Annotated in this window: 10 protein-coding genes and 2 rRNA genes; 10 read left to right on the top strand and 2 right to left on the bottom strand. The window is 67.5% G+C overall.

Going from position 1 to position 12,620, the window contains the following annotated elements; genetic code table 11:
- Positions 1 to 2 precede the first annotated feature (2 nt).
- Genes argH through RBS12_RS09950 form a run of 3 tightly spaced genes read left to right on the top strand, consistent with a single transcriptional unit; the run spans position 3 to position 2,875 of the window.
- On the top strand, positions 3 to 1,418 hold the full coding sequence (gene argH / locus RBS12_RS09960) for an argininosuccinate lyase (protein WP_307965944.1): 1,416 nt from the start codon (positions 3 to 5) through the stop codon (positions 1,416 to 1,418).
- Between the two features lie 40 nt (positions 1,419 to 1,458).
- Positions 1,459 to 2,199, top strand: coding sequence for a maleylpyruvate isomerase family mycothiol-dependent enzyme (locus RBS12_RS09955; protein ID WP_307965943.1), 741 nt, complete (start codon positions 1,459 to 1,461; stop codon positions 2,197 to 2,199).
- Between the two features lie 16 nt (positions 2,200 to 2,215).
- On the top strand, positions 2,216 to 2,875 hold the full coding sequence (locus RBS12_RS09950; protein WP_307965942.1) for a DNA-3-methyladenine glycosylase: 660 nt from the start codon (positions 2,216 to 2,218) through the stop codon (positions 2,873 to 2,875).
- A 20-nt stretch (positions 2,876 to 2,895) separates the two neighbouring features.
- Here RBS12_RS09950 and RBS12_RS09945 read toward each other — a convergent pair whose 3' ends face one another.
- Positions 2,896 to 3,336 carry an Lrp/AsnC family transcriptional regulator gene (locus RBS12_RS09945; RefSeq protein ID WP_307965941.1) on the bottom strand — a complete coding sequence of 147 codons (441 nt, stop codon included), beginning with the start codon at positions 3,334 to 3,336 and terminating at the stop codon, positions 2,896 to 2,898.
- An 80-nt stretch (positions 3,337 to 3,416) separates the two neighbouring features.
- Here RBS12_RS09945 and RBS12_RS09940 point away from each other — a divergent pair, with 80 nt between their 5' ends.
- Positions 3,417 to 4,148: an AzlC family ABC transporter permease gene (locus RBS12_RS09940; protein WP_307965939.1), complete on the top strand. Its 732-nt coding sequence runs from the start codon at positions 3,417 to 3,419 to the stop codon at positions 4,146 to 4,148.
- Positions 4,141 to 4,467 (top strand): AzlD domain-containing protein, encoded by a 327-nt coding sequence (locus tag RBS12_RS09935; protein WP_307965938.1) that lies wholly within the window; start codon positions 4,141 to 4,143, stop codon positions 4,465 to 4,467. Before RBS12_RS09940 ends, RBS12_RS09935 begins: the two co-directional genes overlap by 8 nt.
- An 18-nt stretch (positions 4,468 to 4,485) precedes the next feature.
- Here RBS12_RS09935 and RBS12_RS09930 read toward each other — a convergent pair whose 3' ends face one another.
- Entirely contained in the window at positions 4,486 to 5,085 is a 600-nt protein-coding gene (locus RBS12_RS09930) for a GNAT family protein (RefSeq protein ID WP_307965936.1), read from the bottom strand.
- Positions 5,086 to 5,254: 169 nt separating this feature from the next.
- On the opposite strand from RBS12_RS09930, the gene RBS12_RS09925 reads away from it, so the two are divergent.
- The 5 genes from RBS12_RS09925 to RBS12_RS09905 all read left to right on the top strand — a co-directional run.
- A complete protein-coding gene (locus tag RBS12_RS09925; RefSeq protein ID WP_373886507.1) occupies positions 5,255 to 5,767 on the top strand; it encodes an adenine phosphoribosyltransferase in 513 nt (170 codons plus the stop codon).
- Between the two features lie 87 nt (positions 5,768 to 5,854).
- A complete protein-coding gene (locus RBS12_RS09920; RefSeq protein ID WP_307965934.1) occupies positions 5,855 to 8,110 on the top strand; it encodes a UvrD-helicase domain-containing protein in 2,256 nt (751 codons plus the stop codon).
- A gap of 17 nt (positions 8,111 to 8,127) precedes the next feature.
- A complete protein-coding gene (gene tyrS, locus RBS12_RS09915; RefSeq protein ID WP_307965933.1) occupies positions 8,128 to 9,435 on the top strand; it encodes a tyrosine--tRNA ligase in 1,308 nt (435 codons plus the stop codon).
- 438 nt (positions 9,436 to 9,873) lie between these two features.
- Positions 9,874 to 11,401 (top strand): 16S ribosomal RNA (locus RBS12_RS09910).
- Positions 11,402 to 11,994: 593 nt separating this feature from the next.
- Positions 11,995 to 12,620 (top strand): 23S ribosomal RNA (locus tag RBS12_RS09905); the annotation flags it as partial.

Genomic DNA, 12,620 nt, shown 5'->3' with positions numbered 1-12,620 from the left:
CGGTGACCCAAGGTACGAATGTAGGCGCGCTGTGGGGCGGGCGCTTCGCCGGGGGACCGGCAGACGCGCTCGCCGCGCTCAGCAAGTCCACGCACTTCGACTGGCGGCTCGCGCGCTACGACATCGCGGGCTCCCGCGCCCACGCGCGGGTCCTGCACCGCGCGGGGCTGCTCGACGACGCCGAGCTCGCCGGCATGATCGACGCCCTCGACCGGCTCGACGCGGACGTCGCGTCCGGCGCCTATGTGCCGGCCGAGACGGACGAGGACGTGCACGGCTCGCTCGAGCGCGGGCTCATCGAGCGTGCGGGCGCCCACCTTGGCGGCAAGCTCCGGGCGGGCCGCTCGCGCAACGACCAGGTGGCCACTCTCGGCCGCATGTTCCTGCGCGATCACGCTCGGCTCGTGGCGCGCGGCGTCCTCGACACCGTGGACGCCCTCGTGGCCCAGGCCGAGGCCCACCCGGACGCTGCCATGCCGGGCCGGACGCACCTCCAGCACGCCCAGCCCGTCCTGCTGAGCCACCACCTGCTCGCCCACGCGTGGGCCCTCCTGCGCGACGTCCAGCGCCTGGCCGACTGGGACAAGCGCGCGGCGGTCTCGCCGTACGGCTCGGGCGCGCTCGCGGGCTCGTCGCTCGGCCTCGACCCCGAGGCCGTCGCGGCGGACCTCGGCTTCGCCTCGGCCGTGCACAATTCGATCGACGGCACCGCCTCGCGTGACGTCTTCGCCGAGTTCGCGTTCGTCTCCGCCATGATCGGCGTGGACCTCTCGCGGATCAGCGAGGAGGTCATCCTGTGGGCCACGAAGGAGTTCTCCTTCGTCACGCTCGACGACGCGTTCTCGACCGGCTCGTCGATCATGCCGCAGAAGAAGAACCCGGACGTGGCCGAGCTCGCGCGCGGCAAGGCGGGCCGCCTCATCGGCGACCTTGCGGGGCTGCTCGCGACCCTCAAGGGCCTCCCGCTCGCGTACAACCGCGACCTGCAGGAGGACAAGGAGCCGGTCTTCGACGCGGCGGACACGCTCGAGCTCCTGCTCCCGGCCGTGTCCGGCATGATCGCGACGCTCACGTTCAACACCGAGCGGATGGCGTCGCTCGCGCCGCAGGGCTTTGCCCTCGCGACCGACATCGCCGAATGGCTCGTCCGTCAGGGCGTGCCGTTCCGCGAGGCGCACGAGCTCTCAGGTGCCGCCGTGCGCCAGGCCGAAAGGCGAGGCGTCGAGCTCTGGGATCTCACGGACGAGGAGTATGCGGCCATCAGCCCCGCGCTCACGCCCGAGGTGCGCACGGTGCTCAGCACGGAGGGATCGCTCGCGAGCCGGAGCGCCCAAGGCGGGACCGCGCCGTCGGCCGTCGCGCGCCAGCTCGAGGCACTCAAGGCCCAGCTCGCGGACGCACGAAGCTTCGCGGGCTGACGCCTCATCGCTGAGGGCGGCGACTGGCTACCCTGATGGCATGGGAACTGAAGCCGCCCTCAGCGATGAGCGTCTCCTCGGCGAGATCCACGCCGCAGCGGTGGGCGTCCGAGCGGAGCTCGAGCGCCTCACCGATGAGTCCGTGCGCCAGCCGTCCGAACTTCCGGGCTGGTCGCGCGGCCACATCTTCGCCCATCTCGAGGGCATCGCTGACGCGCTCGCGCGGCAGGTCGAGTCCGCGCGGCGGGGCGAGGAGGTCGACCTGTATGACGGCGGCCAGCCAGCCCGCGACCGGGCGATCGAGGATCGAGCGGACGCCTCGGCCGACGAGCACCGTGAGCGTGTCGGCTCGGCCCTCAATCGGGTCCTCGCCGATTTCGACTCGCTCGAACCCGAGCAGTGGGAGCTGCCCGTTCGCTTCCGCAACGGAGCTGTGCGCGACGTCGCCCTCGCCGTGTGGCGCGAACTCGTGATCCACCACAGCGACTTGGGAACGGGCTGCACCCAGCAGGAATGGGGCGCCGATTTCTGTCGCCATCTCCTGAACTTCCTCGAGCCGCGGGTGCCCGAGTCGAGCACGTTCGTGTTCGAGACCCACGCCGGGGAGGTCCGCCTCGGCGACGGCAACGACGTCGTCCTCTTCGAAGGGCGGCTCGAGGACGTCGCGGCGTGGCTCGCGGGACGGCGCGTGGGCCACGGTGCGGTGCGCGCGGAACGGGAGGGGGCGGCGATCGCGCTTCCTGAGATCGGGCCGTGGCCGTCCGCGTTCGCGTTCACGTGACGGGTGCCGCCGGCGCATGAATGAGACTGATCTGGTCCACTGGCTCCTCCGCGACCCCGTCGCCGTCGCGCCCGAGCTCCTCGGCGCGGTGCTCACGCATACGACGACGGAGGGCAGCGTGAGCGTCCGGCTCACCGAGGTCGAGGCCTACCGCGGCCACCGAGATTCCGAGCACGCCGATCCGGGTTCGCATTCGTACAACGGACGCACGGCGCGCAACGAGGTCATGTGGGGGCCGCCCGGTCATCTGTACGTCTATTTCACCTACGGGATGCACTTCTGCGCGAACGTGGTGTGCGGCCCGGCCGGCCGCTCGTCCGGGTGTCTCCTGCGGGCGGGGGAAATCGTGGACGGCCTCGAGCTCGCACGCTCGCGCCGGCCTTCTGCGCGGAGGGATGCCGAGCTCGCGCGGGGACCCGCGCGCCTGGCGCAGTCGCTCGCGATCGGGCGCGCGCACAACGGGTCGGCGCTCGACGGCGGAGAATTCCGGCTCGAGCCCCCGCCCCGGCGCGCCGCGTCGGTGCTGAACGGGCCGCGCGTGGGCGTAGCCGGTGCCGGCGGCTCGGCCGAGTATCCGTGGCGCTTCTGGCTTCCCGGCGAGCCCAGCGTTTCCGCCTACCGCGCCGCGAAGCCGAGGACTCGGGCGCGGGCTGCGGGAGACGCCGTCGTCCGCTGACCGCCGCCTCGGTTGCGCCGTCACCTACGCAGCTTGAGGAGCTTCATCGTGATGCGCGAGTCGACTCTCGCGATCGCGGGGTCGCCGAGGATCTGGGTCGTGAGCCAGCGCTCGTAGGCCTCGGCGTCGGCCACTTGGACCCGGAGGAGGTAGTCGGGAATCCCGAACATCCTCCTGAGCTCGGCCACCTCGCTCATCGCGGCCACCCGCCCTTCGAAAGCCTCGACCGTGGCGAGGTCTTTCGCTACGAGGTCGGCATGGATGATCACCTCGAACCCTCGGCCGAGGGCCCCGGGGTCGACCGTTGCCGTGTATCCCGTGATGATTCCCTCGGCCTCGAGCCGCCGCACGCGGCGAAGGCACGGCGCGGGCGTGAGACCGACCCTCGCCGCCAGCTCCTGGTTGGTGAGACGACCGTCTTGCTGAAGCTGATCGATGATTGCGAGGTCAAGCGAATCCATAGGTAAATCATTGCTCAAGATGGATAGGAAGAGCAACAAATAGCAATCCCATTGCTCAATGATTTTCCTATTATTGCTCCATGAACGATTCAGCTGGCGAAGCGCGCTCGGACCTGGTCGTGGCCGCTCGCGAAACGGGAGTCATCTGGCTTGGCCTGTTCGCACTCGGGATCGGATTCGGCGTCCTGGTCACGAGCCACGGGTTCCCGTGGTGGCTCGCCCCCGTCATCTCCGCGGTGATGTTCGCCGGGTCGGTCGAGTTCATCCTCGTGGGAATGCTCGCCGCCGGCGCGCCCCTCGCCGCCGTCGCCCTGACGACCTTCCTCGTCAACGCCCGCCACCTGTTCTACGGCCTGTCCTTCCCGCTGCATCGCGTCCGCGGGCGCCTCCGCAAGGCTTACAGCGTGTTCGCCCTGTGCGACGAGGCCTTCGCCCTCATCGCCAGCAAGAACCCCGACACCCTCACGAGCGGGCGGATCCTCTGGACCCAGCTCGGGCTGCATGCCTCATGGGCGAGCGGGGCACTCGCGGGCGGCCTCGTCGGCGCGACTCTCCTGGGCGGCCTCAAAGGCATGGGCTTCCTGCTCACCGCGCTCTTCGTCGTCCTGACGATCGACGCCTTCCGTGAGAATCCGGACAAGCTCACCGCTGCGCTCGCGGGCGGCGCGGGGCTCCTCGCGCTCGCTCTCACGCCAGGATCAATGCTTCTCGTCGCGCTGAGCGCCCTCTCGCTCGCATTCGTCGCCCGCCACAGCCTGAACCGCCGCAGCCGTCACTGCCGCGGCACCAACCGGGCGGCCCACAATGCCTGACGCCGGCTACATTGCCGCCGCCCTCGCGATCGGCGTCGCCATCACGGTTGCCCTGCGGGCGATCCCGTTCGGCATGAAGGCGCTCGTGAGGGAATCGGCCCTCCTCCACGACCTCGGCCGATGGATGCCGCTCGGGGCGGTCACGATCCTCGCCGTCTACGGCCTCGCGACCATCGATTTCGCGGGCGGCCAGCACGGAGTCCCGGAAGGGGCGGGGGTCATGGTGACCATCGCGTTCCATGTGTGGCGGCGCAACGCCGTCCTGAGCATCGCCGCGGGAACCGCGGTGTGCCTCGTGCTTGCGAATCTTGCGCTCTGACCTGTGTTCTGACGCCGTCTACGCCGCGTCGAGCGGAGCCTCGGTGCGGGGTGCGAGCCGCTCGAGCAAGCGTGCCTTCACCTCGGACCACTCGTGGCCCAGGACGGAGAACATCGCGGTGTCGACGCGCACGCCATCGTGGCCCGGGCGGTATTCGCGAAGTGTCCCCTCGTAGACGGCGCCGAGGTTGAGGAGCGCCTTCGCGCTGCGGCCGTTGCGCGTGTCCACGCGGAAGGCCACGCGGCTCACGCCGATGTCCTCGAAGGCGTGGCCCATCAGGAGGAGCTTCGAGGCGGGATTCATGCCCGCACCCCAATAGGCCCGCCCGAAGAAGGTCCCGCCGATCTCGGCTCGCCCATGCTGGGGGCTGAGCTCGTAGAGACCGGTCGTGCCTGCGAGCGAGCCCGTGTACGCGTCGGCGACGGCGAAGGGGAGTGCCGCCGGGTCGTCGAGCCGCGCGACGAAGAGCCCGGCGAGCTCCTCGACGCATTCGGGGCGCCGCGCGGCCATGCCTGACCAGAGCTCGGCGTCGATGAGCGGAAAGAGCTGCTCGGCCTGCAGAGGTGCAAGCGGCAGCAGGCGGACGCCGTGCCCGGCGAGCGCAACCGTATGATGCATGCGGAATATTGAAGCACCTGCCTGACCCGCGTGGAATGGGATTCGGGGCCATGTGGACATGAACATTCGGTAACGTGGAATGGTGACCCGTGAGAGTACCCCTTCCCGTCCCACATCGACCCCCTCGGATCCGCGGAAATCCGCCTCTCGAGCGGCTGCAGTCGACGAAATCCTCGACCGGCTGTGCGCCACTGTGGAGGACTATCCGAAGCCCGGGATCACCTTCAAGGACCTCACGCCGGTGTTCGCCGACCCGGAGGGCTTCAACACGATCGTGCGCGCCCTCACGGAGCCGTTCGCGGGTCAGTTCGACCTCGTCGCGGGCGTCGAGGCCCGCGGCTTCCTCCTCGCGGCCGCCGCCGCGTTCGCGACGGGGACCGGGGTCATCACAGTGCGGAAGAAGGGGAAGCTCCCGCGACGCACGATCTCCGAGGACTACGCACTCGAATACGGGACGGCGACGCTCGAGGTGCACGAGGAGGACATCCCCCGGGGAACGCGTGTCCTCCTCCTTGACGATGTCCTAGCCACCGGAGGCACGCTCTCCGCGGCGACGCGCCTCATGGAGCGAACGGGCGCGCACGTGGCAGGCATCGGCGTCGTCCTGGAGCTCACAGGCCTCCACGGGCGGGCCGCGCTCGGGGGCCACCGGGTCCGCTCGCTCCAGCGCATCGAGACCTAGAGGAGGCCGCGGAATCCGGTTTCCGGCGCGTTCACCCAAATCGCTGTAGAATGGACGGTCCGTCATTGCAGTAAGGGGAATGCGCCGATGCTCGACGCCGATCTGGCTCACGAACGCGACTACGTGAAGGGTCTCTACCGCCGGCTCGATGAGCTGCGGGACGAGAAGCGCGGTCAGCTCGCGGCGGTGCGCAAGGCTGGCGCGATCGGCTCCGTGCAGAACATCTCGGAGCGGGACGCCTTCGCGGCGATGTATGAAGACCGGCTCGCCCAGCTCGATGCGGTCGAGGACCGGCTCGTGTTCGGCCGGCTCGATCTGGACGACGGCGAAGCACAGTACATCGGGCGCATTGGCCTCAGCACGGACGACCTCCGGCGCCTCATGGTCGATTGGCGGGCCCCCGAGGCGAGCCATTTCTACCAGGCGACGGCGTTCGACCGGCAGGGCGTGCGACGCCGTCGACACCTCATCCTGCAGGGGCGCGATGTCAAGGCCATCGAGGACGACATCCTCGACTCCGACATGCTGGACGCCGCGCATCACCACCAGGGCGAGGGCGCGCTCCTTGCGGCCCTCAACACCAAGCGCACGGGTCGCATGGCGGACATCGTGAGCACGATCCAGGCCGAGCAGGACCGCATCATCCGGGCCCCCATGCCCGGAGCGCTCGTCGTGCAGGGCGGGCCCGGCACGGGCAAGACCGCCGTCGCGCTCCACCGCGCCGCCTACCTCCTGTACAGCCATCGGGACCGCCTCAAGTCGGCGGGCGTCCTCCTCGTGGGCCCTTCGCCGTCCTTCATGAAGTACATCGAGCGCGTGCTGCCCTCCCTCGGCGAGACCGGCGTTGTCATGTCGAGCCTCGGCCGGCTCATGCCGGGCATCAGCGCGGTGCCCGAAGACGATGCCCGCATCGCGAAGCTCAAGGGGAGCAAGCGCATGGTCGAGGTCATCGCGGCCGCGGTCGCCAACCGGCAGCGCATTCCCGCGGGCGACCGGATCCTCGACGTCGACGGCCAGAAGCTGCTCCTCACTCCGCGGCAGGTGCGCCGTGCGCGCGACAAGGCGCGCGCGACCGGCAAGCCGTACAACGAGGCCCGGAACACGTTTGTCAAGATCCTCTTGCGCGAGCTCACGGAGCAGCTCCAGTCGAAGATCGAGGCCGCGAGCGTCGGGAACAACGCGGATCGCGCGTATCTCGCCGAGGACGTCCGGCAGTCGCGGGACGTGAGGGTTGCGCTCAACCTCTGCTGGATGCCGATGACGTCGGAGAAGCTCGTCTCGGAGCTCTTCTCGAAGCGGGCGATCCTGGATGCCGTCGCGGCGAATCTCACGGACGAGGAGCGCGAACTCCTCGTGCGGTCGGTCGATGCCCCGTGGACCGAGGCCGATGTCCCGCTGCTCGACGAGGCGGCGGAACTGCTCGGGGAGGCGGACGCGAGCGGGGGAACCGAGGCCGCGCGCCGCGAGGCCGAGCGCAGGCGCGACCTCGAGAACGCCGAGCGCACGCTCGCGAACCTCAACAGCACCTTGCGTGAGCAGGGGATCGACGGCGTCGTGAGTGCCGAGGACCTCGCCGACTTCCAGCAGGCCCCCGAGGCGCGCCTCACGGCAGCCGAGCGGGCGGTCGGCGACCGGACGTGGGCGTACGGGCACATCATCGTGGACGAGGCCCAGGAGCTCTCGTACATGCAGTGGCGGCTGCTCGTGCGCCGCTGCCCGCTCAAGTCGTTCACGATCGTCGGCGACATCGCACAGACGAGCGCCTCGGCGGGGGCGTCGTCGTGGGGCGCCGCGCTCACGCCGTTCTTCGGCGATCGCTGGCAGCTCGAGGAGCTCACGGTCAACTACCGCACGCCGAGCCAGATCGCGGAGGCGGCGGCCCGCATGGCCGCCGCGGCGGGCCTCACGGTCTCCGCGCCGAAGGCGGTGCGCGAGGGGCAGTGGCCGCCCCTCGTGGACACGGTCCCCCCGGGCGGGGTCGTCGAGCGCTTGGTTGCCGCGATGCCGGGAGAGCTCGAAGCGGCCGACGGCGGCCTCGTCGCCGTGATCGCGCCCGACGGGCTCGTCGAGTCCGCGCGGACGGCCCTCCGCGGCGTGTACGGCGCGCGTGTCGGGGCAGGCGCGGGCAGCTTCGACCAGGACATCGTCGTGATCGACCCGCGCGAGGCGAAGGGGCTCGAGTTCGACGTCGTCGTGGTCCTCGAGCCCTCCCGGCTCGTGGACTCGCACCATGGCCGTGTCGGCGATCTGTACGTTGCGATGACCCGCCCGACGCAGCGGCTCCGGCTCATTTCGTCGGAGCCGCTCCCGGCCGGCATCGAGGCCGAATTGGCCGTGGCGTGACTGATACCGTAGAAGTCGTGCCGCAGACACTACTCGATACGCAGAAGAACGATCCGAGCTTCCCGAATATCTGGCAGGAGCTTGTGTGGCGTGGCCTCGTGCACGTCTCGACCGACGAGGCCGAGCTCGAGGCCCTCCTCGCCGGGGATCCGATCACGTATTACTGCGGCTTCGACCCCACGGCGCCCAGCCTCCACCTCGGCAACCTCGTCCAGCTCCTGCTCCTGCGCCGTCTCCAGCTCGCGGGCCACAAGCCGCTCGGGCTCGTGGGCGGTTCGACGGGCCTCATCGGCGACCCGCGGCCGACGGCGGAGCGCACCCTCAACACGAAGGACACCGTTGCCGAGTGGGTCGGCTACCTCAAGGCCCAGGTGCAGCGCTTCCTGAGCTTCGAGGGGGACAACGCCGCGCGCATGGTCAACAACCTCGACTGGACCGCGCCGCTTTCGGCGATTGACTTCCTCCGCGACGTCGGCAAGCACTTCCGCGTCGGGACGATGCTGCGCAAGGATGCGGTCGCGTCCCGGCTCGCGTCGGACGAGGGCATCTCGTACACCGAGTTCAGCTACCAGATCCTCCAGGGCATGGACTACCTCGAGCTGTACCGTGACTATGGCTGTGTCCTCCAGACGGGAGGCTCGGACCAGTGGGGCAACCTCACGAGCGGAACGGAGCTCATCCGCAAGGTCGAGGGCAAGGTGGTGCATGCCCTCGGAACGCCGCTCATCACGAATGCGGACGGGACGAAGTTCGGCAAGAGCGAAGGCAACGCCATCTGGCTTGACCCGGCCATGTGCTCGCCGTACGCGTTCTACCAGTTCTGGCTCAACACCGCGGACGCAGACGTGATCGACCGGCTCAAAGTCTTCACGTTCCTCACGCGGGCCGAGATCGAGGAGCTCGAGACCGCGGTCAGGGAGCGGCCCTTCGCTCGCGAGGCGCAGCGTAGGCTCGCGTTCGAGGTGACGTCGGTGGTCCACGGGGTCAATGCGACAGAAAAGGTCATCGCGGCGTCGGCCGCCCTGTTCGGCAATGGCGACTTGGGCGTCCTCGACGAGGGCACGCTTGAGGCGGCGACCGCCGAATTGACGACGGCGGCGGTCACTCCCGATCAGCTCGGCATCGTCGACCTTCTGGTCGCCACGGGCTTGTCCGAGAGCAAGTCCGCGGCCCGGCGCACCGTGGGGGAGGGCGGCGCGTACGTGAACAACATCAAGGTCACCGATCCCGAGGCCGTGGTGGATTCGGAGCTCGCGCTGCATGGCCGATACTTCCTCGTCCGCCGCGGCAAGAAGAGCCTCGCGACTGCCGTCCTCATGGGCTGACCCGGCGGGCTTAGCACCTCATCCGCCCAGGCTCCCGAGCGACACGCCCGGGAGTCTGGGCGGATTTGCTGTCTGTCCCCTGGGCGTGTACTGTATTTCGAGTCGCCGCCGAAGGGCGGGGACGGAAATCCTCCCTATTAGCCAATTCGGCCTTCTCGGTTCAAACCGAGGATTTGCGCCGATGCGTTTGGGAAGGTAAATTAGAACCTCGTTCCGCGGGGCGATGCCAGAAGAGAAATTCACTCTGGTTATTCCGTTGGGGCTTGTTGTTTGAGAACTCAATAGTGTGCCATGTTCGATCGATGCCATTTTTTTTGATGGCCGATTGTTGCTGTCCTGATGCACCCCCGTGTGTTGGGATGGTTTTTTCGGCTGGGATCGGATTGCCGGGCCCCGTTTTTCCGCGGTGGTCCTGGTTTTCTTCTGTTTCACATGTTTTTGACGGAGAGTTTGATCCTGGCTCAGGATGAACGCTGGCGGCGTGCTTAACACATGCAAGTCGGACGATGATGTGCCTTCGGGTGCGGATTAGTGGCGAACGGGTGAGTAACACGTGAGCAACCTGCCCTTGACTCTGGGATAAGCCTGGGAAGCTGGGTCTAATACCGGATATGTGCCTCCTGCCGCATGGTGGGGGGTGGAAAGCCTTGTGCGGTCTTGGATGGGCTCGCGGCCTATCAGCTTGTTGGTGGGGTGATGGCCTACCAAGGCGACGACGGGTAGCCGGCCTGAGAGGGTGACCGGCCACACTGGGACTGAGACACGGCCCAGACTCCTACGGGAGGCAGCAGTGGGGAATATTGCACAATGGGCGGAAGCCTGATGCAGCGACGCCGCGTGGGGGATGACGGCCTTCGGGTTGTAAACCCCTTTCGGCAGGGGACAAGCCGTTTCGGCGGTGAGGGTACCTGCGGAAGAAGCGCCGGCTAACTACGTGCCAGCAGCCGCGGTAATACGTAGGGCGCGAGCGTTATCCGGAATTATTGGGCGTAAAGAGCTCGTAGGCGGCTTGTCGCGTCTGCTGTGAAAGCCCGGGGCTCAACCCCGGGTCTGCAGTGGGTACGGGCAGGCTGGAGTGCAGTAGGGGAGACTGGAATTCCTGGTGTAGCGGTGAAATGCGCAGATATCAGGAGGAACACCGATGGCGAAGGCAGGTCTCTGGGCTGTAACTGACGCTGAGGAGCGAAAGCGTGGGGAGCGAACAGGATTAGATACCCTGGTAGTCCACGCCGTAAACGTTGGGCACTAGGTGTGGGGGGCATTCCACGTCCTCCGCGCCGCAGCTAACGCATTAAGTGCCCCGCCTGGGGAGTACGGCCGCAAGGCTAAAACTCAAAGGAATTGACGGGGGCCCGCACAAGCGGCGGAGCATGCGGATTAATTCGATGCAACGCGAAGAACCTTACCAAGGCTTGACATGGGCCGGACAGGCGCAGAGATGCGTCCTCCCTTCGGGGCCGGTTCACAGGTGGTGCATGGTTGTCGTCAGCTCGTGTCGTGAGATGTTGGGTTAAGTCCCGCAACGAGCGCAACCCTCGTTCCATGTTGCCAGCACGTGATGGTGGGGACTCATGGGAGACTGCCGGGGTCAACTCGGAGGAAGGTGGGGACGACGTCAAATCATCATGCCCCTTATGCCTTGGGCTTCACGCATGCTACAATGGCCGGTACAAAGGGTTGCGATGCTGTGAGGCTGAGCCAATCCCAGAAAGCCGGTCTCAGTTCGGATTGGGGTCTGCAACTCGACCCCATGAAGTCGGAGTCGCTAGTAATCGCAGATCAGCAACGCTGCGGTGAATACGTTCCCGGGCCTTGTACACACCGCCCGTCAAGTCACGAAAGTCGGTAACACCCGAAGCCGGTGGCCCAACCCTTGTGGGGGGAGCCGTCGAAGGTGGGACTGGCGATTGGGACTAAGTCGTAACAAGGTAGCCGTACCGGAAGGTGCGGCTGGATCACCTCCTTTCTAAGGAGCCCCTCCCCGCGGGGTGGGCTGCCGGGGGCCGGTTTCGGTCCCTGTGGGCGGCCCGCGTCCTGTGGGGGATTTGGGAGCCCGTTTCGTGCGCGTTCGTCGTGCGGCGGGTGCTCGTGGGTGGAACGTCGATCGGATGGCCTGGCCTTTGGCCCTGTGCGCTTGGAGTACGCGCCCCTTTTTCTGCCTTCCCGGGTTTTCCGGGGGGTGGTGTGGGGGTGGTGGAAACGGTGTGGCGGGGCTGGTGGCTGGGTCCCCTGCGCCTGGTGGCGCGTGCCCTTTTGTGGGTGCGTGTGTGCTGGGTGTGGGGTTGGTGCGCTGTTGGGTCCTGGGGCAACAATGTCCCTGGTTTCCCGCCGCCCTTGCCGGGCGCCCCTGTCTTGGGGTGCTGTGGGGGGGTGTGGGGGTTGTTGTTTGAGAACTGTACAGTGGACGCGAGCATCTAGGGATGGTGCCCGCCTTCGGCCCCGTTTCGGGGCTGTGGGGTGTGGTGCTGTCCCGTGCAATTTTTTCTATGGTCTCTTGCCGCCCTTTGTGGGGCGGTGAGGGGTTTTTCCTTGATTTGATCGCATCGCCCGTGTTGTGGGTGTGAGGTTTTCAAGGGCGTACGGTGGATGCCTTGGCATCGGGAGCCGATGAAGGACGTGGGAATCTGCGATAAGCCTGGGGGAGTCGATAACCGGACTGTGATCCCAGGGTGTCCGAATGGGGAAACCCTGCCGCATGTCATGTGCGGTGACCCGCCGCTGAACGCATAGGCGGCGTGGGGGGAACGCGGGGAAGTGAAACATCTCAGTACCCGCAGGAAGAGAAAACAACAGTGATTCCGTCAGTAGTGGCGAGCGAACGCGGACGAGGGCCAAACTGTGCGCGTGCGATACCCGGCAGGGGTTGCGCGCATGGGGTTGTGGGGTCCTGCTTGGTGCGCCTGCCGGCGTGCCGGGGTGCGTGTGGGTGTAGGCGAACGGCCTTGAACGGCCGGCCGGAGGGGGTGTGAGTCCCGTAGCCGCAACGCCCATCTGCGTGCCCTTGCGGGTGTCCCCGAGTAGCACGGGTCCCGAGGAATCCCGTGTGAATCTGTCAGGACCACCTGATAAGCCTGAATACTACCCGATGACCGATAGCGGACCAGTACCGTGAGGGAAAGGTGAAAAGTACCCCGGGAGGGGAGTGAAAGAGTACCTGAAACCGTGCGCCTACAATCCGTCAGAGC

The sequence above is a fragment of the Sinomonas sp. ASV322 genome, assembly GCF_030908245.1.
Classification (GTDB): Bacteria; Actinomycetota; Actinomycetes; order Actinomycetales; family Micrococcaceae; genus Sinomonas.
This window is presented reverse-complemented; position numbering and strand designations above follow the sequence as displayed.